This window comes from Bergeyella cardium, from assembly GCF_009914665.1.
In the GTDB taxonomy this organism is placed as follows: Bacteria; Bacteroidota; Bacteroidia; order Flavobacteriales; family Weeksellaceae; genus Bergeyella_A; species Bergeyella_A cardium.
Genome location: NZ_CP029149.1, coordinates 820,889 through 841,854 on the forward strand (window position 1 = coordinate 820,889; position 20,966 = coordinate 841,854).

Here is a 20,966-nt window from a genome sequence, read left to right on the forward strand (position 1 = left end):
AGGCTTATCGTTTTTCTTGAACGATGATGAACTCGGCTTCGGTTTTTCTAAGAGCGATTCGGCTCTTTTCCTGCCCAAACTCTATATACAGCGGTCCGCCAAAAGGTGCCTGATAAAGAATCCGAAATGCGGTATTGGGCAAGAGTCCCATTTCTATAATTTTTGAGGGCATTTGCAGGGAGTCATTATCATACCCAGTGATAATACCGTCTTGGTTAAGGGGAAATGTGCTCATTTTAGTGTCTGTATTCTTTTCCAAAACTGATGATTTAATGAACTGCAAATATAATCTATTCTAAATATTATCTAGGGGTCTGAGGGGTCAGAGACCCTTTTATTACTTTTCTTAGTGCTAAACCTCTATTTCTATTTTCTCTTTGCTCATTTCTCTTTTGGATATTGGATTATCTCAAAAATTCATCCGTATTTTCCTTTATTTATTAAATAAATTTTCAGCTTTCAGAAGGGCAATTCATTATCAAAACTGAAAAAAGTTTTTGCTTACATTTGCGTACTATTTTTAATAGATGAAGTACCTATTTTTTATACTTATCATACTGGGAGCTACAGCAAAAGCACAAGAAGAAAGAAGCCTACCAACAGGAAAGGACTCAATAGTGATAGACAACGGTGGGAAGGACTCAATAACGATATTCCGACCGACGATTGAGGACTATAAATTCAGAACCGAAACGGCGGATTTCCAAAGTATAGATACTACATTTACAGCAAGCAAAAGCTATAGCTATACCCAATATAACAACAGAGATAATTTTGGGAAAATACAGTTTAATAACATTGGAGCTGGATTTCATAGCTTGGTATTCAGACTAAATAAGGAACAAAACCTCAGCCTGCTACCGACGAACAAGAGCTACGCAATACAAGGCATTGACGATATAAAATACTACGATGTAAAGACTCCTACAACAGCTTTTCTCTACCATAATTCTATGAAAAACGGTGGAGCATTACAAACCCTTTACACTCAAAACTTCGGAAAAAGGCTGAACCTCGCAATAGAATATACAGGGCTGAGGTCTCAGGGATTTTATACCAACAGCCTGGCATCTAATAACAATATCACCCTATCTGGAAGGTACTTGTCCAAAGACGAAAAGTATCAGCTTTATGGTCATTTTATACATCAGAATATGGACAATGAGGAAAATGGCGGAATGAAAAACCCTCTACTCCTGAATGATGATAACTATACCAACAGGCAGACAATCCCTGTAAAACTGACGGACACTCACTCACAATTCTCTTACAGAAGATACTACCTTAGCCACAGCTTTTTACCTTTTAATAAGGAGAAACTGCCCTTTAAACTAACGCATAAGCTATATTATCAAATCAATAAATACTATTTCAATATAGGAAGTACAGATATAGCTGCCTTTAATAACTATGACACCAATAAAAACGGAAATACGAAGAAATACTACAACCAGCTAAGCAATACTTTTAGTCTTGTGTTTGACAGACCTGCATTTTATTTGGATGCAGGGTTGAGGCACCAGAATATTATTTTGGGAGCGGAGAGCTATACAGCAGATACGCCTTACAATGAAGAGAAAAAAGAAAACAGGCTGGGGATTATAGGAAACCTAAAAATCAATCTCTGGGATAAAGTAGGACTGCATTCTTCTTTGGAATACTCCAATGGAAAATCTTTTGGGAACTTCCTAAGAACCGATAACCAACTGAAATTTGAGCCCGTAAAAGATTTCTTTGTAGATGGGAAACTGCTGTTCCAGAGCTCAGCACCGAGCTTTAATTATTTGGTAAATCTCTCACCAGTGAATGGTTTTAACTATGGTTTTAGAGATTTTAAGAATGAAAATATATTAGAAATAGGCGGTAGAGCGGGGATTAAATGGTTTGATGCAGAATTTTTTGCTCGATATTTTAGGATAGAGAATTTTGCGTATTTCACCTCTGAGGGGCAGTCTGCCCAGAGCAGTTCCCCTCTCAACATTTCCCAAATAGGGGGCGAAGCTACACTAAGCTATAATAAATTTCACCTGAATATGCGGTTGCACTTCCAGCATAACCTATCGGAGAACGCATTATTCCCCAGCCCCAAATTCATCGGTAGGGCAAATCTGTACTACAAAACTTCAGCATTTAAAAAGGCAGCAGAGATTATGGGAGGCATAAAACTGTACTACTTTACAAAGTTTGCCTCAAGGGAATACGCACCGATATTAAACGAATTTATCCTACCCGCTAATGGATATAATATCGGTGGACAGCCCATAGTAGAAGCCTACTTTAATATGAAAGTAAAACGAATGCAAATCTACCTGGAAGGGCAGAATATCAGTACTACTTTTGCAAAAAACAAGGCTTTTACAGCACCGTATTATCCGCTCTATGATTTTAGATTAAATATCGGGATTATTTGGTATCTCTTCCACTAGTCTACTCATTAAACCTACAAACTATGCAAGCTCAATCCATAGAAATTCCCTTTCAAGATATAGATAGCATCCCCCTCTTAATTAAAGATTTTCTTAATCATAAGCTATCCGACTTCAGCAACTATACCTTCAGCTTAGAGAATATAAAAGAGAGAATAAAAGAGAAAAAGGAGGCATTTAGCACAGAAAAAAGACAGATACTTAGTCAGGTCTTAGCCGAGCAATACCAAGATTTTGAACTGACCCAAGCCCAAACGCAGAACTTAGAAGCACTAAAAGAATCGGATACTTTTAGCATTACTACGGGACATCAGCTGAATTTATTTACAGGTCCGAGTTTCTTTATTTACAAGATTCTCCAAACTATAAAAACAGCGGAATACCTCAACCAAAAGCTCGGAGAAAAGGTTGTACCTGTATTCTGGATGGCAAGCGAAGACCACGACTTTGAGGAGATTAACCACTTCAAAACTCCGTCTCATTATTACGAATTTAAAGCCCACTCTGGCGGAGCTGTAGGGAGGATAAAGGTGGAAGACCAGTCCTTTATTTCAGAATTTGAAAAGGAATTTAAGGATACTGTCTTTGGAACAGAACTTATCCTCTGGATGAAGGAAGCCTATGCCAAAGGCAATACCCTGAGCCAGGCAACGAGAAGCATTGCCCAGCGGCTTTTTGCCAGCTATGGACTGCTCTGTATAGATGGCGACCATCCACAACTGAAGCAGCAAATGACCAACATCTTCCGAGATGAACTCCTCCATCAATCCTTAAAGAGAGAGAGCCAAAGACTGGTAGATTTCCTCTCCCAAGATTACAAAAAAGTACAGGTAAATCCTCGCGACATCAACCTCTTCTACCTTACCAATACACGAAACAGAATTGAGCTACAGAATGAAAATTTTAAGGTTGTAGATACAGAATTGAGCTTTACAAAAAAAGAAATGCTGGCAGAGCTGAGCCATCCAGAACGCATCAGCCCCAATGCTCTAATGCGCCCGATATACCAGGAGACGGTACTGCCCAACCTCGCCTATATCGGGGGGAATGCAGAGATAATGTACTGGCTCGAGCTCAAAGACTATTTCCAGTACCTAAACCTGCCCTACCCTATCCTCATCCCCCGCAACTCAATGCTTTTCCTCACAGAAAAAACCCTAAAAAAAATCCATAAACTCGGGCTTAGTATTAATGATTTTTTCCGAAATTTTGCACAAGTCATCAGCGAACAGCTCCTGAAAAACCAACCCTTAGAAGCCCTCTTAAAGGAAAAAGAAAATACACTAAAAAAACTCTTTGGTGAGCTAAAAACAAAGGCATCTCTCACCGATATCAGCTTTAGAAACCTATTAGAGGCGGAGGAAAAAAGGCAAACAAAGTCCTTTCTCCGAATGCAAAAACGACTTCTAAAAGCCGAAAAAATAAAACAAAGCGAGCGCTTAGAACAGCTGGAGCGCCTCTTCTTGGAAGTCCACCCAATGCAAAACTGGCAAGAGAGGGTTATCAACTTCAGCTCCTTCTACGCAGATGAAGGGCAACAATGGCTAAAGACCTGCTACGAAAAAATGAATGTAGAGAAAGCAGTGGTTTGTGCTATAAGCAGCAATTGACTTCTGGAGAGTGGCAAATAGCAACTAGCTTCGCGCTATACGCTTCAGGCAGTAGGCGATGGGCAGTGCGTGATTAGTTTGTGAATAATCACCTGCCACGCTATTAGCTAAGTGCTACGCCAGTGGGTGGGGGTGGAGGATTTCTTTAAAAATCTTATCTTCGCCTGTGTAAAAAAGTGGGAGATTAGACAAAATAATAGATGACGAAAGAAAGGGAGTTTTCAGATTTAATAAAGGATAATCAAGGTTTGATTATTAAAATCTCCCGTATGTATACCCACTCTCAGGAGGATGAGAAGGACCTCTTTCAGGAGATTGTCCTCCAGCTGTGGAGGAGCTATGGTAGCTTTAAGGGAAACTCCAAAATCACCACTTGGATGTACAGAATAGCCCTCAACACGGCAATAACCCTCTTCCGAAAAAAATCCAGAACCATAAAAACCGATGAACTGCAAGATTTCCACTATAAAAAGGAGAGAGAAGAGGAGGATAATAGCGAGCAAGAACACCAGATTTCTACGCTGTACAGCGTCATAAAAATGCTACCAGATACCGAGAGGGCTATCGTAATGATGTATCTGGACGACCTACCTTACAAGGAAATCGCAGCAAACCTCGGGATAACCGAAGGAAATGCCAGAGTGAAAATGAACCGACTAAAGAAAACCCTAAAAGAACTAATGGAAAAGTATGGCTGATTTTGATATTGACAACCTAAAAAAACAATGGCAACAGCAGAATGCCACCTCCCAATACGCATCGGAGGACATCCGCTCTATGCTCAACCGAAAATCCAGAAACTACATTAAATACATCCTCTACATCAGTATTGTAGAGTCCATCTTGGTTTTCCTCCTCAATGCCTACGATATCATCTATGATAACGGGAACGATAATATCATCCAAATCGTTAATACCATCAATATAGCACATAATGAAACCTTAGACCTCTACTTCAATAGCTTTTACTGGCTGATGAAAATCGGTATGGTGATTACAACCTTCTACTTCATTTTCAAGTTTTACAAGAGCTACAAGAGGATTAATATAGAAGAAAACCTCAAAAATTTCATCTTACAAATCATCAGCTTTAAACGGACGGTCAATACCTTCATTATCTTCAACATCGCGTGGTTTGTCCTCGTCATTATTCTCATCTTCTTTTTCGTGCTGAGTATCGTCTTGCAGAGCGGCTCACAAGGGCACCGCACCGAGATACTCGCCATAGGGCTATTTTTCCTCGCTATGCTCTGCATCGGGACATTTATCGCGTGGCTCTACTACAAAATCGTCTATGGATTCATCATCGGCAGGCTCAAAAGAAACCTCGAACAGCTGAAAGAAATAGACGCCGACCCAACCCCCTGAAAAAAACGAGTGCAACGGCATTTTTTCATTTAAAATAAATACTCTACTTTTGTCCCCTATTTAGAGCCGAAACTCTTTATTATCGGCGATTTTCAAAAATTAAATTTAGAGAATATGGCATTCGAATGGTTTAAACGAAAGAATAAAAACATCACCACTTCCACTACCGAGAAGAAGGATGTACCAAAAGGTTTATGGCACCAGACCCCTACGGGAAAGATTATAGAATATGATGAACTCAAAGCCAATAACTATGTATCTCCAGAGGATGGTTTCCATGTAAGAATCGGGAGTAATGAGTACTTCTCCCTCTTATTTGATGACGAAAAATATACAGAGCTCGATGCCAAAGTACAGAGCATCGACTTCCTGAAATTTAAAGACACAAAAGCCTATTCCGACAGGCTAAAAGAGGTAAAAGCCAAAACCAAACTAAACGATTCCGTGCGCTGTGCAGTGGGTAAAGTCGGAGGTACAGAAATGGTGATTTCGTGTATGGACTTCGCCTTTATCGGCGGGTCTCTCGGCTCCGTAATGGGCGAGAAAATCGCCAGAGCTATAGACCACGCGATACAAAACCGCCTCCCGTTTATGATTATCAGCCAGTCAGGCGGTGCAAGAATGCAAGAAGCCGCCTTCTCACTAATGCAAATGGCAAAAGTACAGGCAAAACTCGCGCAGCTCTCCTGTGCAGGGCTCCCATACATCTCCTACCTTAGCGACCCTACCTTTGGTGGGATTACCGCATCATTTGCGATGACGGCAGACATCATAATGGCAGAGCCTGGTGCGCTGATAGGCTTTGCGGGGCCAAGAGTTATCCGCGAAACCATCGGTAAAGACCTTCCAGAAGGCTTCCAAACCTCCGAATTTTTACTCGAAAAAGGTTTCGTAGATTTCATCGTAAGGCGAACCGAAATTAAAGCCGTGGTCTCTAAAACCGTCAACCTACTCTACGAGAATAAATAAACTTTAAATGGTATATTTTCCAAACCTCTCTCTGTACGGAGAGGTTTTTTTATATTATATTTAAATCCCATTTCATCTATAAAATAAAAAAGGAGCCAAGTTAGCTCCTTTTATCAGTTTATTAACCTTTTATCACCATAATGCCCTATACAAAGATATTATTACAGTGCTCTATCTCATCTACAACTTGGCTAATAGGGTTCGGAAATTCACTTTTTCATCGATGATTCTTCTGAGGTCTTCTACTTTTACGCGCTCCTGAGCCATAGAATCTCTCTCGCGGAGGGTAACGGTATTGTCTGCCAGCGAATCGTGATCCACTGTGATGCAGAACGGCGTACCGATGGCATCCTGCCTTCTGTATCGCTTACCAATGCTGTCTTTCTCCTCAGAAATCACATTAAAATCAAACTTCAAGTCATTAAAAATCTTCTCAGCAAAGTCTGGAAGTCCGTCCTTTTTCACAAGCGGAAGGATGGCAGCCTTCACCGGTGCCAATGCCGGTGGGAGGGAGAGTACGGTACGCTCGGAGCCGTCCTCAAGCACCTCATCTTTAAGGCAATGGGAGAAGAGCGCGAGGAACATTCGGTCTAAACCGATGGAAGTTTCTACAACATACGGCACATAGCTTTCGTTTCTCTCTGGATCGAAGAACTGGAGCTTTCTTCCCGAGTGCTTTTCGTGAGCAGAGAGGTCAAAATTCGTTCTTGAATGTATGCCTTCGAGCTCCTTAAACCCGAAAGGAAACTTAAACTCGATATCAGTAGCAGCATTGGCGTAGTGCGCGAGCTTTTCGTGGTCGTGAAACTTATAATTCTCCTCACCAAGACCAAGGGCAAGGTGCCAGTTCATCCGTTTTTCCTTCCACTGTTTGTAGAAATCCAGCTCCGTACCTGGTGGCACGAAGAACTGCATCTCCATTTGCTCAAACTCTCGCATACGGAAGATGAACTGCCTTGCGACAATCTCATTTCTGAATGCTTTTCCGATTTGTGCAATCCCAAACGGGAGTTTATGCCTTGAGGTTTTTTGTACATTGAGGAAATTCACGAAAATCCCTTGTGCAGTTTCTGGTCTTAGGTAGATTTCCATTGCATTTTCGGCAGATGCACCGAGTTTTGTACCGAACATCAGGTTAAACTGGCGTACATCCGTCCAATTTTTAGAACCTGTATCAGGGTCTGCTATACCGAGCTCTTCTATTAGGGATTTTACATCGGCGAGGTTGTTATCATCAAGAGATTTTGCCATTCTGGAAAGGATTTTCTGCTGCTTTTCCCTGTATTCGATAACCCTTGGATTGGTTGCCTCAAACTGGGCTTTATCAAACGCTTCACCGAATCTTTTCGCGGCTTTTTCTATCTCTTTTTGTGCTTTATCTTCGAGTTTTGCACAGTAATCTTCTATTAAAACATCTGCTCTGAACCTTTTTTTTGAGTCTTTATTATCAATCAAAGGGTCATTAAAAGCATCCACATGCCCTGATGCTTTCCAGACGGTGGGGTGCATCAGAATTGCGGAGTCTATGCCCACAATATTCTCATTAAGCTGCACCATAGCCTTCCACCAGTATTGTTTTATGTTATTTTTAAGCTCGGCGCCGTTCTGCCCATAATCATAGACCGCCGAAAGCCCGTCATACACTTCACTTGACGGGAAAATAAAACCATATTCTTTAGCGTGGGAAACCACTTTTTTGAAAACATCTTCCTGTTTTGCCATCGTTTTTAAATTTCCCGCAAAAGTAATGAATTTTGAGTACTGTATGCTCTATTCACTCATTATTAAAAATTTGTATATATAAATTATTATTGGTAGATTTGCACTATACAATCCCCCTTAGTTGGAAAATACTAAGGCCCGCCCATTACTATAATGGGCTTATTTTTTTAGCCAATGGAAAAGCAAAAGGTTATTATCTATATTGATGGGTTTAATTTCTACTATGGTCTTAGGAGGAAAGGCTGGAAAAGGTATTATTGGCTAAATATTGTAAAACTATTTGAGCAATTTATTAGAGATAATCAAGAATTGGTTTGTATAAAATATTTTTCTGCAAGATCTACAGATAGCAAACAAGGACTTCGTCAAAATGCATTTTTTCAAGCGAATAAAGAAAATCCTAAATTTCAACTAATACTTGGAAAATATATAAAGAAAGAAATACGCTGCTTTAATTGTAATGATAAGCGATATACTTATGAAGAAAAGGAGACTGATGTAAGAATTGCTACTCAAATTGTTGCTGACTCTTATAAAAAGAAATGTGATATTGCTATTATAGTCTCGGCTGATAGTGATATGATTCCAGCAATAGAATTAGCCCAAGAAAACGGCACAAAGGTATTTGTATATTTCCCACCGGATCAGTGGTCTAATAGTCTTGATTTAATCTCTAATGGTAAATCTATTGATTTAACAAAATATGAGTCCAGATTTAAAAAATCTCTATTTGAAGATATCGTTATTCTAAAAAGAGAAAATAAATTTCCCCTCAATATACCAAAAGAGTGGAAAGAACATCAAGAGAAATCTCATTAATTATATCTAATTCTTTCTCTTCACTAAGAAATAAAGTACTAAAAGTAAAGGAGGTTTTCAAAATTTATATAATAAAAAAACAACCTATTAAAACCTCATTATATCAGTTCAATAGATTGCTTATTTCTTTTAATGCCTTTTTAGGGGCTTGTGGTAGCCTATAGGGGAATCGAACCCCTGTTGCAAGAATGAAAATCTTGAGTCCTAACCACTAGACGAATAGGCCAGCTTTATTTTGCGAGTGCAAAAATAAATCTTTTTTTTATTCCTGCAATAGACAGCTATATTATTTATATACTTTTTGAATCACTACATCTTTTATACCCTTATTTTCTAACTCTTTAATAGCAGTGACAACTTCTTCCAAAGAGGAAAATTTACCATAGGTATAATAGAATGTCCCGCTCTCCTTTTTTCGTTGTACTTCTTTACCAAGGATTTGAAGGAGAGGCGAATTAGAGCTCAGCTTTTCCTTAGTTACAGCAAGTTCAATAGTATAATAGCCCGTAGCCATCTTCTGCCCAGGGATAAAACCTACAGCAATTGCATTTCGGAAGCCTGCATCTTTAGCGGTTTTCAAGTTGCTATCCCTCACAGAGGCCAGATTGGTAGTAGCATAATAATACTTGTATATATTCCCTTCTTTTATTGTGAGGATATAGTTGAGCCCTTTCAATGCAGGGTCATTGCTCTGATAACGATAAGGAGAGGTCATCAATAAAATCCTGAAATCATTCTTTAATGGAACTTCTGCTGGCTTTTCTGGTTGCTTATCTTGCTGTGCTATGTTTCCTTTCCTGTCAATAATTTTTTTATAGCTGATAATTGCATTATAAATGCTCTCTGCTATTTCTTTCTGCCCCTTTTCGGAAGTCATATACGCTGCATCCTCATAATTGCTGAGGAAACCCATCTCTATAAGGATAGATGGCATTGCATTCCTGCGAAGGACATGGAGGTTATGCTGTTTTACCCCACGAGAGTAGCGATTATCTTTCTTTACGAAGTTCTCTTCTACCAAACCTCCTAAGATTAAACTCTTTTCCAAGTATTTACTCTGCTGTATCCTCAGAGCGATGAGAGATTCTGGGGAGTTGGGGTCATAGGAAGCAAAGGTCTGCCTGTCCTGCTCATCCAAGAAGATTACATCATTCTCTGCTTTTGCTACTTCGAGATTTTCTTTATTTTGATTAGGACCTTGCACAAAGATTTCCGTACCATTAGCAGTACTCCCTTTGGAAGCGTTCACATGTATGGATACAAACAAATCTGCATTGCTCTTATTGGCGAGGTTGGTACGCTCGGTAAGAGATGGATAAGTATCTATCTTTCGGGTATAGATTACCTTAAAATCTTTACTCTTCTCGAGCATTCTCCCTACTTTCAAGGTTACGGCAAGGGTGATCTCTTTCTCCATCACCATTCCTAAGTCTGAATAACTTCTCTTAGCACCTGTGTCTGTACCACCGTGACCAGCATCTAAGACTAAAACAAATTTTTTCTGGGCTCCTGCCAGCAAAAAGACTAATAATAAAACAACTGAAAAATATTTTTTAAAAGAATTTGTTTTAATATCCATTATCAGAATTTAAAAATATATTATTTTTGACGCCGTTAATCTTTAACTCATTCAAGCCAAAAATAGTGTCCAAAAATAGATTACATATTTTAATATTCCTAATTTTTAACAGTTTTTTAGCAATTTGCTTTGCACAAGAGACTACTAAAAATGAGGTTATTAATGACACTATTCCAAAGACTGACAGCCTACCTAACAAGAAAGAAGCATTAGAGGCTATCGTAAGATATTCTGCAGACAATATCCGCTCAGATATCCCTAAGAGAATGAGTTACCTGAATCATAATGCAAAAATCAACTATCAGGATATGACCATAGAGGCAGATTATATCTCTGTGGATTGGGATACAGGAAATATCTTCGCACGAGGGAAACTGGATGAAAACGGCAAACTCACAGAAACTGTAAAGACTACCCAAGGCGGTAAAACCTACGAAACCGATAGCTTTAATTTTAACTTTAAAGATAAAAAAGCAATAGCCTATAACACCCGTACAGAGGAATCTGGCGGAGTAATCGTAGCTGATAAAACAAAGAAAGTAAGCGACACGGTTTTCTACTTTCGGAGGGGGAGATATACCACAGACGAATACTTCATCCAGAAAAAAGATACTATTGCCGACTATTACCTTTTGGCTCCTCATATCAAACTACTAAAAGGGAAGAAAAACTCCTCAATCATCACAGGACCTATACAGATGTATATTGAGAAGGTACCTACACCTTTTGTACTGCCATTTGCCATACTTCCCTTTTCGGATAAGCGCTCTGCGGGAATCTTGATTCCAAGTTTTGGGGAGAGGGAAGCCGTAGGTTTCTACCTAAACGGGCTGGGCTATTACCAACCTCTTGGAGAGCATTTTGATTTGAAGATTCTCACCGATATCTATACCAAGGGGAGCTGGAACTTCCGACCAGAGGTAAATTACAAAAAAAACTACCGATATTCTGGGACTTTCAGTGCTGATATAGGTACCGTAGTGCAGGGGATAAAAGGATTAAGCGACTACTCCAAGACCAATAACTACCGTATATCGTGGAGGCACACTCAGGATTCCAAAGCAAATCCGTACTTTAACTTCTCTGCATCTGTAGATATGGTGAGCAGCTCTACATTCTATAACCAGTCGCTCAACAACAATTATATCTTTAATAAAAATGTACTAAACACACAGCAAAACTCCAGTATCAGCTTTACAAAAAGATTTCTGAAACTCCCCTTTACCATAACGGGCTCTGCATCCTATTCTCAAAATCTGAATACAGGACTGGTCAATCTCCGATTGCCTCAGCTCAATGTAGCTATCAATCAATTCTATCTCCTCAAACCAAAGAATGGTGCCATCCGCGAAGGATTATTAGAAAATATCAATGTAAATACAGGGCTCAACTTCTCCAATTATGTAAATACAAAACAGGGAGAGCTCTTCCAAAAGGAGATGTGGAACAATATGCAAACAGGTATGCAAATCCCTCTATCGCTCTCCACAAACACTAATGTGATGAAGTACTTCACATTTACCCTATCCGCTACAGCAAATAATGTACTTACCAACAAAACCGTAAGCAAAAGCTACAATACCGCTACCAATAAAGTAGAAACTACCCGCCATAATAATATCGCCGGCTTCTCTACTTTCAGCACGAGTGCCAGCTTGCAGACGACTCTCTACGGTGATAAAAACTTCGGTGATAAATTCCTCATTAAAGCCATCAGACATATAATGATGCCCAGCCTGAGCTTTACCTACTCACCTGATTTCGGAGACCCAAAGTGGGGGTACTATAAAACCTACACAGACGCCACAGGAGCTATGACTCCCTACTCCATCTTTGAGGGGAGTACCTATGGTACACCTTCCACTGGGCTTACACAAGCTCTGGGGATAAGTATTAATAACAATATACAGATGAAAGTTCGCTCGAAGACGGACTCCACAGGCGTAAAAAAAGTCAAAATCTTCGAAAGCTTAAACCTCTCTGGGAACTACAACTTTGCAGCAGAAAAATTCAAACTCTCCATCATCAATATCTCTGGGCAAACCAGCTTCTTCAACGATAAAGTAAGCCTCAACACCAGCCTTACCCTCGACCCCTACAAAGTAACCTTTGACCACCAAGGCATAGGTACAAGGCACGAGAAAATCGGAGGCTTCGGCATACAAGGCTTCAATGTACAAATGAGCATCCCGCTAAGCAACGAGCTCTTTACAAAAAAAGATGAGAAAAAAGACGAGAAGAAATACCACATCAAAGGCGATATAATGAATGAAAACTATTACTTTGATGATGACCACTACTCACATTTTGAACAACCCTGGACGCTCAACCTCAATGCCAACTATGCCTACACACGAAATACCCTCAGCCGTTTCGGTACCAAAGTAGCCTCCCTCGGCATCAGTGGAAACATAAAACTCACCCCTTTCTGGAATATACAAGGTTCTACCAATTACGATATCGTCAATAAACAACTCGCCTACACCACTCTCGGCTTCTCCCGAGACCAGCGGAGCTTTATCATAAACTTTAACTGGGTACCCTTCGGAGCCTATAAAACCTACGATTTCTATATCGGGATAAAAGCAAACATCCTCCAAGACGCCATAAAATACAAAGACCGAAGCTTCAACACCGGCAGAACCCAAAAATTCTGACCGTAGCTGGTCGGGCACTTAGCCACAGCATGACAGGTATACCTTGCAGGTGGCGCACTTAGCACAAACTAACGGCTACCAGCTAAAAGCCAATAGCCAGTCGCTAATTAAGCTTGCTGCCTACAGCTTTCCAACCAGTCACTGAAAATATTTTATCTTTACCACTTAAAATTATGGATATGGCAGATAGAGAAAAATTTATACAGGAGCTTAATGCTAAATACAGCCCTAAGGGGGAGTTCATCACATTAGGAAAGGGAATGCTCAATGGTGAGGTAGTTAGGGAAGTAGATGTAAATATCCCTTTGAAGACGATTAATAGGCACGGGCTTATTGCGGGGGCTACAGGTACAGGAAAAACAAAAACCCTTCAAGTATTTGTAGAGCAGCTCTCACATGCAGGAGTTCCTTCATTGGTATTAGATATAAAGGGCGACTTCTCAGGTATTGCAATGGCAGGAAGCCGAAATACGATAATAGATGAGAGATACTCCAAAACAGGGCTGACGTATGACCCTCAGGGCTTCCCAGTAGAGCTAATGAGCATCTCGGGAGAAGCAGGCGTAAAACTTAGAGCTACGGTAACGGAGTTTGGACCTGTATTGCTAAGCAAAATATTGGAACTAAACGATACCCAAAGCAGTATAATGTCTATTATCTTCAAATATTGTGATGATAAAGGCTTACCACTGATAGACCTCGAAGACCTGAAAAAAGTACTGCAATATGTAACCAGCGATAAAAACGGTAAAGAGGAACTCCTCAATGGTTATGGCTCAATAGCTTCCTCATCTCTCGGAGCTATTCTTCGGGCTATTGTAGCATTGGAACAACAGGGAGGGGCGAACTTCTTCGGAGAGCCCAGCTTTGATGTGGAAGATTTGCTAAAAACAAGAAATGGCAAAGGTGTCATCAATATTCTAAGGGTTGCCAATATACAAACAAAACCACAGCTATTCTCCACATTTATGCTTTCTCTCTTTGCAGAAATCTACCTTACCTTTCCAGAAGAAGGAGATTCTGGAAAACCAAAACTTGCATTGTTTATAGACGAAGCTCACCTTATCTTTAATGAAGCCTCCAAGGCACTACTCTCTCAGATAGAGACAATGGTAAAACTCATTCGCTCCAAAGGTGTGGGCATATACTTCATTACTCAAATCCCTGGTGATGTACCAGAAAATGTACTGGCACAATTAGGGCTGAAAATACAGCACGCACTAAGAGGCTTTACTGCAAAAGACAGAAAGGAAATCTCCAAAGCAGTAGAAAACTATCCTATAACCGAGTTTTATAATGCATCTAACCTTATACAGAACCTTGGAATTGGCGAGGCATTCACAACGGCATTAGATGAAAAGGGAATACCTACACCATTGGTACATACCTACCTCATCTCCCCAGAATCTCGAATGGACGTACTCACAGAAACCGAAGTATTACAGCTTACGCAAAGTTCCTCTCTGGTGAAAAAATATGAAGTAGCGATAAATAAAGAATCTGCCTACGAGCTCCTTTCAAAAAGGATGGAAAACCAGACAGCCTCTCCTGCCGAAAAGACAAAGACAAATTCTCCTAAAACAAAAGAAGAACCAAGCATCTTTGAGCAAATAATGAAGAGCAGTGCCGGGAAGACCTTTACCAACACTCTAATGAGAGAGGGGGCAAAAGTAATTTTCGGTATGCTGGGATTAAAGAAAAAGAGATAGATATTATACCCCTAAATACTCTTACCTATTAAAAAATTATCTTATAATAAAATGAATACAGAAGAGCTAAGAGATTATTGTCTGTCTCTAAAAAGGAAACAGAAGAAACTCTCCTCTTACAAAAAAAGAATAGCCCTATAATCTCCCAAGAAAATAAAGCCACTGCAAAAATTTTGTAGTGGCTTTTGAATTTATGAAGTAATAAGTAATTACAACTGAGGACCTGCTGGTACAAGTCTCTTACCTTCTTCGTTGTCGGTATATTTCTCGAAGTTAGCAATGTATTTCGCAGCAAGGTCTTTTGCTTTAGCCTCCCATTCAGAAGCAGAAGCATAAGTATTTCTTGGGTCAAGGATACCTTCGGAAACATTTGGCAATGCCGTAGGAATTTCAAGATTAAGGACAGGAATAGTCTGCTTAGGTGCAGATTCTATTGAGCCATCTATAATTGCATCAATAATCGCGCGGGTGTCTTTCAGGGAGATTCTCTTACCTGTACCGTTCCATCCTGTATTTACGAGGTATGCTTTTGCACCGTGCTCTTTCATTTTCCCGATAAGGGTTTTGGAGTAAGCCGTTGGATGCAGGGTAAGGAATGCCTCACCAAAAGCTGGAGAGAATGACGGCTGAGGCTCGGTGATGCCCCTCTCGGTACCTGCTAATTTAGAAGTATAACCACTGAGGAAGTAGTACTGAGCCTGGTCTTCATTGAGTACAGAAACAGGAGGCAATACTCCGAAAGCATCAGCAGAGAGGTAGATAACTTTCTTAGCGTGCCCTGCTTTTGAAGGGAGAACGATTTTATTGATGTGATAGATTGGGTAGGAAACCCTTGTATTTTCGGTAATGGACTTATCGGTGAAATCTGGCTCTCCATCTTTATTTACAACTACATTTTCAAGCAGTGCATCTCTTCTGATAGCACCGTAGATGTCTGGCTCTTTCTCTGCGGAGAGGTCTATTACTTTCGCATAGCATCCTCCCTCAAAGTTGAAGACTCCGCTATCGTCCCAGCCGTGCTCATCATCACCGATGAGGTATCGTTTAGGGTCGGCAGAAAGGGTAGTTTTCCCCGTTCCAGAAAGTCCGAAGAAAAGAGCTACATCTCCTTTCTCACCTACATTGGCAGAGCAGTGCATAGATGCCATACCTTTGAGTGGAAGGTAGTAGTTCATTATGGAGAACATTCCTTTCTTCATCTCACCGCCATACCAAGTACCCCCGATGATTTGTACTCTATCGGTAAGGTTAAACATCACAAAGTTTTCGGAGTTTAAGCCTTGCTCTTTCCAATTAGGGTTGGTTGTCTTGGAGCCATTCATAATGATGAAATCTGGCTCTCCAAAGTTTTCTAGCTCATAGCTAGAAGGGCGGATAAACATATTCGTAACGAAGTGTGCCTGCCAAGCTACCTCCATTATAAACCTTACTTTAAGTCTGGTATCTGGGTTGGTACCGCAGTAGGCATCTACCACATAGAGTTTATTAGATGTAGAGAGCTGTTTTAGTACAAGGTCTTTACAGTGGTTGAACACCTCAGGAGAAGTAGGCAGGTTTACTTTGCCCCAGTGGATAGTATCTTTGGTAGTATCATCTAAAACAATGAACCTGTCCTTAGGAGAGCGCCCTGTAAAGATTCCTGTTTTTACAGACACAGCACCGAGGTTGGTTTCCTCTCCTACCTCGTAACCTTTATTCTCCGGAGAAACCTCTGCCTGATAAAGCTCCTCAAAGCTCGGATTATACACTACCTCTGGATTACCTTTAATCCCTAACTTCTGCAATGCTTGAATAATGTTCGGATTTTTCATAACAATGATATAATTAATTTTTTTGTTTAAGCCCTACAAAGCTACGATAAATAGAGGTTTTACCCCTTGATAAGACTATGATATAAATCATAATTTAGCTACTAGCGACTGGCTATTGGCTTTTAGCCCACAAACTAATCTCCACTACCTACTACATCCTCCTCTATGGGGTCAACTTTACATCCTGTTGGGTCAATTTTAGAGGCATTGCCCCTTTTTTTAGGGATTCATCTCTTTCATTATCCCTAATTGGAGGGGGCACTGCCCCTTTTTTAGGAATTAGTCTCCTTAATTTATTGGCTTCTGGCTATTAGCCCACTAGCGTGAGGAGGTACTTAAAAATAATCGCCTCACCGTAGCCGGTGAGGCTAAGTGCGTCACCTGCAAGGTGGGGTTAGTGAGAGAGCATTTTTTTGGCTTTTTTCACTCCTTCGGCAAGGGTGTCTATTTCTTCAAAGGTGTTATAGATTGCAAAGCTGGCTCTTACGGTACCTACAATATTAAAGAAGTTCATAATCGGCTGGGTGCAGTGGTGCCCTGTGCGTACGGCAATCCCGAGCTTATCGAGAATCATCCCTACATCAGAGGAAATCCCTGCGCCTTCAAGGTTGAAAGAGATAGCGCCTGCACGCGGTGCTTTAAGGGCGTAGATTGTAAGCCCATCTATCTCCAATAGCTTTTTCTGAGCGTATTCCAGTAGCTGATGTTCATAGGTCTGCAAGGCTTCCTGCCCGATATTCTCCATAAAATCTACTGCTGCACCAAGAGCGATATTCCCCCCTACATTGGGCGTGCCTGCCTCAAACTTAAAGGGCAAGTCGGCATAAGTGGTCTTATCGAAAGAGCAAGTGGCAATCATCTCTCCACCTCCGTGAAACGGCTGAATAGCCCTAAGCGCTTCCTCCTTTCCATAGAGGATACCTGTACCCATAGGAGCGTACATTTTATGCCCAGAAAACACAAAGAAATCACAGTCCATCGCCTGTACATCAATCTTAAAATGCGGTGCCGATTGTGCTCCGTCAATAATAATATACGCATTCGTATTCTTTCTGACTTTGGAGATGATTTCTTGAATAGGGTTGATAACGCCTAAGGCATTAGAAACCTGATTTACGGAAACTATTTTGGTCTTTTCACTCAGATTTTTATCCAAAAAATCCAGCTGAAGGATACCGTTTTCATCAATGGGAATGACTTTCAGTACCGCTCCTGTACGCTCGCAGAGTAGCTGCCAAGGGACGATATTAGAATGATGCTCAAGGTGAGAAATAATAATCTCATCCCCCTTCTGAATCTGCTGAGTGAGGGAATACGCCAATAAATTCAGCCCCTCAGTAGTTCCCTTTGTGAAAATCACCTCATAATCGTGCTTTGCATTAATAAACTTCTGGATTTTCTTTCTTGCAAGCTCCATTTCCTCAGTAGCCATCTGGCTTAGGGTATGTATTCCACGGTGGACATTAGCATTATACTCGGTATAGTATCTCTGTAAAGTTTCAAGCACAGAGGCGGGCTTCTGAGACGATGCTGCATTATCCAAATAAATCAAGGGCTTGGAATTTACCTTTTGGCTAAGTATAGGAAACTGAGCTCGTATATCATTTATATTAAGCATATCTTATCATTTATGAATTGAAGCCCAAATGTACAGCTTTTTTGAAAGACTAATAAAGTTCGTAATGCGCTGGCATAAAAAACCTCACTCCGAATAAGAGTGAGGATATTGAGATCTAATAAATTATTACCTATACAATTTTTTCTACTTGCATAAAACTTAGCTCCATAGGGGTTTTTCTACCAAAAATAAGAACTGAAACTTCCACTTTCTTCTTGTCTTCAAGGATTTTTTCTATTGTACCTGTAAATCCATTGAATGGTCCGTCTATTACTTTTACATTCTCCCCTACTATGAATGGAATCTCTACATCGGTAGCAAATTCTGCAAGCTCATCCATTTTCCCGAGCATTCTATTGACCTCTGATTTTCTCATTGGTACTGGATCTCCTCCTTTTGTAAGACTCAGAAATGAAATTACACCTGGAATATTCTTTATAATATGAGGAACTTCTCCTACCAGATTAGCTTCTACCATTAGATAGCCTGGATAATAAGGTCTCTCCTTTGGAACTTTCTTACCATTTTTCATCTGGATAACTTTTTCCATAGGAATAATTACTTGAGTAACGAAAGCGTCAAGATTTAATCTTTTAATTTCATTCTCAATATAATTTTTGACTTTATTTTCCTGCCCGCTGATGGCTTTCAGCACATACCACTTCAGTTCGCTCATTGATTAATTAATACTATTAGTTGAAAAGGTTAATCAGCCCAGTAAGAATATTAGATATAGCTTTGCTAAAAAGAGAATCTACACCAAAAGTAAATAAAGCTAAAACAACAGTACCCACAGTAACCACAATAGTGGAAGATTGCAGGTCTGCCCATTTAGGCCATTCTACTTTATTTCTAAATTCACTGTAAGAGCCTTTTATAAATTCTACTAATGAACTCATAAATTTTAATTTGCACGGGCACTAGGATTCGAACCCAGATCAACGGTTTTGGAGACCGGTATCCTACCATTGGACGATGCCCGTAAATTAAAAAGTTTCCGTAATTTCCTTACGGAAACTTTTATTATTATACTAAATAATTAGTCTAAGATTTCAGTTACCTGACCAGCACCTACTGTTCTACCACCTTCTCTAATCGCAAATCTAAGACCTACATTAAGAGCGATTGGTTGAAGCAATTCTACTGTAATAGTCAAGTTATCACCAGGCATTACCATCTCTACACCATCTGGTAAGAAGATTTCACCTGTTACATCAGTAGTTCTTACATAGAACTGAGGACGATATTTGTTGTGGAATGGAGTGTGACGACCACCTTCTTCTTTAGAAAGGATATATACCTCTGCTTTGAATTTTTTGTGTGGAGTTACAGAACCTTGTTTAGCGATAACCATACCTCTTCTGATATCGGTTTTCTCAATACCTCTAAGAAGTAGACCTACATTATCACCAGCCTCACCTCTGTCAAGGATTTTTCTAAACATCTCTACCCCAGTTACAGTTGAAGTAAGTTTCTCTTCACCCATACCTACGATATCTACTGGATCACCAGTATTGATAACACCAGACTCGATTCTACCAGTTGCTACAGTACCTCTACCTGTAATAGAGAATACATCTTCGATCGGCATCAAGAATGGTTTATCTTGATCTCTTACTGGTTGCTCGATCCAGTTATCTACTGCTTCCATTAATTTTTCTACAGTCTCTACCCATTTTGGTTCACCATTAAGTGCACCAAGAGCAGAACCTTGAATCACTGGAGAGTTATCACCATCATACTCATAAGAAGAAAGGAGATCTCTAAGCTCAAGCTCAACAAGCTCAAGAAGCTCAGCATCATCTACCATATCTACTTTATTCATAAACACCACAATTCTTGGTACATTTACCTGACGGCAAAGAAGGATGTGCTCTCTTGTTTGAGGCATCGGACCATCAGTTGCAGCACATACTAAGATAGCTCCATCCATTTGAGCAGCACCAGTTACCATGTTCTTTACATAGTCGGCGTGACCTGGACAGTCTACGTGAGCATAGTGTCTATTTTCAGTTTCATATTCAATGTGAGCAGTATTAATAGTAATACCTCTTTCTTTCTCCTCTGGAGCAGAGTCAATAGCAGAGAAGTCTTTTTTCTCAGCAAGACCTTTATCAGATAATACTTTACTGATCGCTGCAGTTAAAGTAGTTTTACCATGGTCTACGTGACCAATAGTACCAATGTTCAAGTGCGGTTTGTTACGATTAAACGTTTCCTTTGCCATGATTTCTAAGTTATTTTAAATTATTTATTTCTATTTTCGGTCTGCAAATATAATATTTTTTTGAATACCAAAACTATTTTATTAAAAAAAGTTTAATATTCTGATTTGAGGATCTACCTGGCAAATCCGACTTTTCATCATCACACCAAGCAAACACCAGTTTCCTATTACTAAAAAATCCCGAGAGAACTTCGGGAATTTGCTTTGAGCCATTATCGGGACTTGAACCCGAGACCTCTTCCTTACCAAGGAAGCGCTCTACCGCTGAGCTATAACGGCAATCTCTAAAAAAAGCCACACCAACCAGTGTGACTTTAGAGCGGAAGACGGGGTTCGAACCCGCGACATTCAGCTTGGAAGGCTGACGCTCTACCAACTGAGCTACTTCCGCATTTTTTATTATCCTTAGAAAGGATAGCTGGTATAATTGGCTGCAAAATTAATAAAACTT

Annotated in this window: 16 protein-coding genes and 4 tRNA genes; 8 read left to right on the forward strand and 12 right to left on the reverse strand. The window is 40.1% G+C overall.

Annotated elements, in window-relative coordinates:
• Positions 1-4 precede the first annotated feature (4 nt).
• Positions 5-235, reverse strand: a complete 231-nt coding sequence (locus DBX24_RS03750) for a FeoA family protein (RefSeq protein ID WP_120489656.1) — start codon at positions 233-235, stop codon at positions 5-7.
• Positions 236-527: 292 nt separating this feature from the next.
• Here DBX24_RS03750 and DBX24_RS03755 point away from each other — a divergent pair, with 292 nt between their 5' ends.
• The 5 genes from DBX24_RS03755 (at position 528) to accD (ending at position 6,373) form a co-directional block, all read left to right on the forward strand.
• Positions 528-2,426 (forward strand): putative porin, encoded by a 1,899-nt coding sequence (locus DBX24_RS03755; protein WP_160224031.1) that lies wholly within the window; start codon positions 528-530, stop codon positions 2,424-2,426.
• A 23-nt stretch (positions 2,427-2,449) separates the two neighbouring features.
• Positions 2,450-4,036 carry a bacillithiol biosynthesis cysteine-adding enzyme BshC gene (gene bshC, locus DBX24_RS03760; protein WP_160224032.1) on the forward strand — a complete coding sequence of 529 codons (1,587 nt, stop codon included), beginning with the start codon at positions 2,450-2,452 and terminating at the stop codon, positions 4,034-4,036.
• Positions 4,037-4,236: 200 nt separating this feature from the next.
• Complete coding sequence (locus tag DBX24_RS03765) at positions 4,237-4,734, forward strand: RNA polymerase sigma factor (protein ID WP_160224033.1); 498 nt, start codon at positions 4,237-4,239, stop codon at positions 4,732-4,734.
• Positions 4,727-5,404, forward strand: coding sequence for a DUF8845 family protein (locus DBX24_RS03770; protein ID WP_120488306.1), 678 nt, complete (start codon positions 4,727-4,729; stop codon positions 5,402-5,404). The genes DBX24_RS03765 and DBX24_RS03770 overlap by 8 nt, the downstream gene beginning before the upstream one ends.
• A gap of 114 nt (positions 5,405-5,518) precedes the next feature.
• Entirely contained in the window at positions 5,519-6,373 is an 855-nt protein-coding gene (gene accD, locus DBX24_RS03775; protein ID WP_120488305.1) for an acetyl-CoA carboxylase, carboxyltransferase subunit beta, read from the forward strand.
• Between the two features lie 180 nt (positions 6,374-6,553).
• Here the strand turns inward: accD and DBX24_RS03780 are convergent, their stop codons facing one another.
• On the reverse strand, positions 6,554-8,095 hold the full coding sequence (locus tag DBX24_RS03780; RefSeq protein WP_120488304.1) for a glycine--tRNA ligase: 1,542 nt from the start codon (positions 8,093-8,095) through the stop codon (positions 6,554-6,556).
• Between the two features lie 174 nt (positions 8,096-8,269).
• On the opposite strand from DBX24_RS03780, the gene DBX24_RS03785 reads away from it, so the two are divergent.
• Complete coding sequence (locus DBX24_RS03785; protein WP_120488303.1) at positions 8,270-8,914, forward strand: NYN domain-containing protein; 645 nt, start codon at positions 8,270-8,272, stop codon at positions 8,912-8,914.
• A 151-nt stretch (positions 8,915-9,065) separates the two neighbouring features.
• Here DBX24_RS03785 and DBX24_RS03790 read toward each other — a convergent pair.
• Together DBX24_RS03790 and DBX24_RS03795 are read right to left on the reverse strand one after the other, a co-directional pair.
• Positions 9,066-9,140 (reverse strand) — tRNA-Glu (locus tag DBX24_RS03790).
• A 60-nt stretch (positions 9,141-9,200) separates the two neighbouring features.
• On the reverse strand, positions 9,201-10,493 hold the full coding sequence (locus DBX24_RS03795; RefSeq protein WP_120488302.1) for an N-acetylmuramoyl-L-alanine amidase family protein: 1,293 nt from the start codon (positions 10,491-10,493) through the stop codon (positions 9,201-9,203).
• 266 nt (positions 10,494-10,759) lie between these two features.
• On the opposite strand from DBX24_RS03795, the gene DBX24_RS03800 reads away from it, so the two are divergent.
• Positions 10,760-13,150 (forward strand): putative LPS assembly protein LptD, encoded by a 2,391-nt coding sequence (locus DBX24_RS03800; protein ID WP_260392839.1) that lies wholly within the window; start codon positions 10,760-10,762, stop codon positions 13,148-13,150.
• A gap of 179 nt (positions 13,151-13,329) precedes the next feature.
• A complete protein-coding gene (locus DBX24_RS03805; RefSeq protein ID WP_120489655.1) occupies positions 13,330-14,859 on the forward strand; it encodes a helicase HerA-like domain-containing protein in 1,530 nt (509 codons plus the stop codon).
• A gap of 209 nt (positions 14,860-15,068) precedes the next feature.
• Here the strand turns inward: DBX24_RS03805 and pckA are convergent, their stop codons facing one another.
• The 8 genes from pckA to DBX24_RS03845 all read right to left on the reverse strand — a co-directional run bounded on the left by pckA (position 15,069) and on the right by DBX24_RS03845 (position 20,906).
• Complete coding sequence (gene pckA / locus DBX24_RS03810; protein ID WP_120488300.1) at positions 15,069-16,670, reverse strand: phosphoenolpyruvate carboxykinase (ATP); 1,602 nt, start codon at positions 16,668-16,670, stop codon at positions 15,069-15,071.
• A gap of 394 nt (positions 16,671-17,064) precedes the next feature.
• Positions 17,065-18,288, reverse strand: a complete 1,224-nt coding sequence (locus DBX24_RS03815) for an aminotransferase class V-fold PLP-dependent enzyme (RefSeq protein WP_160224035.1) — start codon at positions 18,286-18,288, stop codon at positions 17,065-17,067.
• A 130-nt stretch (positions 18,289-18,418) separates the two neighbouring features.
• Positions 18,419-18,964 carry a transcription termination/antitermination protein NusG gene (gene nusG / locus DBX24_RS03820; RefSeq protein WP_120488298.1) on the reverse strand — a complete coding sequence of 182 codons (546 nt, stop codon included), beginning with the start codon at positions 18,962-18,964 and terminating at the stop codon, positions 18,419-18,421.
• 16 nt (positions 18,965-18,980) lie between these two features.
• Entirely contained in the window at positions 18,981-19,187 is a 207-nt protein-coding gene (secE, locus tag DBX24_RS03825) for a preprotein translocase subunit SecE (protein ID WP_120488297.1), read from the reverse strand.
• A 13-nt stretch (positions 19,188-19,200) separates the two neighbouring features.
• Positions 19,201-19,271, reverse strand: a tRNA-Trp gene (locus DBX24_RS03830).
• A 56-nt stretch (positions 19,272-19,327) separates the two neighbouring features.
• Entirely contained in the window at positions 19,328-20,515 is a 1,188-nt protein-coding gene (gene tuf / locus DBX24_RS03835) for an elongation factor Tu (RefSeq protein WP_120488296.1), read from the reverse strand.
• Positions 20,516-20,722: 207 nt separating this feature from the next.
• A tRNA-Thr gene (locus tag DBX24_RS03840) sits at positions 20,723-20,794 on the reverse strand.
• A 39-nt stretch (positions 20,795-20,833) separates the two neighbouring features.
• Positions 20,834-20,906 (reverse strand) — tRNA-Gly (locus DBX24_RS03845).
• Positions 20,907-20,966: the final 60 nt, after the last annotated feature.

Excerpts from the sequence above, each read along its gene's own strand:
- DBX24_RS03750 (WP_120489656.1), bottom strand. The coding sequence starts at position 235 with ATGAGCACATTTCCCCTTAACCAAGACGGTATTATCACTGGGTATGAT.
- DBX24_RS03755 (WP_160224031.1), top strand. The coding sequence starts at position 528 with ATGAAGTACCTATTTTTTATACTTATCATACTGGGAGCTACAGCAAAA.
- bshC (WP_160224032.1), top strand. The coding sequence starts at position 2,450 with ATGCAAGCTCAATCCATAGAAATTCCCTTTCAAGATATAGATAGCATC.
- DBX24_RS03765 (WP_160224033.1), top strand. The coding sequence starts at position 4,237 with ATGACGAAAGAAAGGGAGTTTTCAGATTTAATAAAGGATAATCAAGGT.
- DBX24_RS03770 (WP_120488306.1), top strand. The coding sequence starts at position 4,727 with ATGGCTGATTTTGATATTGACAACCTAAAAAAACAATGGCAACAGCAG.
- accD (WP_120488305.1), top strand. The coding sequence starts at position 5,519 with ATGGCATTCGAATGGTTTAAACGAAAGAATAAAAACATCACCACTTCC.
- DBX24_RS03780 (WP_120488304.1), bottom strand. The coding sequence starts at position 8,095 with ATGGCAAAACAGGAAGATGTTTTCAAAAAAGTGGTTTCCCACGCTAAA.
- DBX24_RS03785 (WP_120488303.1), top strand. The coding sequence starts at position 8,270 with ATGGAAAAGCAAAAGGTTATTATCTATATTGATGGGTTTAATTTCTAC.
- DBX24_RS03795 (WP_120488302.1), bottom strand. The coding sequence starts at position 10,493 with ATGGATATTAAAACAAATTCTTTTAAAAAATATTTTTCAGTTGTTTTA.
- DBX24_RS03800 (WP_260392839.1), top strand. The coding sequence starts at position 10,760 with ATGAGTTACCTGAATCATAATGCAAAAATCAACTATCAGGATATGACC.
- DBX24_RS03805 (WP_120489655.1), top strand. The coding sequence starts at position 13,330 with ATGGCAGATAGAGAAAAATTTATACAGGAGCTTAATGCTAAATACAGC.
- pckA (WP_120488300.1), bottom strand. The coding sequence starts at position 16,670 with ATGAAAAATCCGAACATTATTCAAGCATTGCAGAAGTTAGGGATTAAA.
- DBX24_RS03815 (WP_160224035.1), bottom strand. The coding sequence starts at position 18,288 with ATGCTTAATATAAATGATATACGAGCTCAGTTTCCTATACTTAGCCAA.
- nusG (WP_120488298.1), bottom strand. The coding sequence starts at position 18,964 with ATGAGCGAACTGAAGTGGTATGTGCTGAAAGCCATCAGCGGGCAGGAA.
- secE (WP_120488297.1), bottom strand. The coding sequence starts at position 19,187 with ATGAGTTCATTAGTAGAATTTATAAAAGGCTCTTACAGTGAATTTAGA.
- tuf (WP_120488296.1), bottom strand. The coding sequence starts at position 20,515 with ATGGCAAAGGAAACGTTTAATCGTAACAAACCGCACTTGAACATTGGT.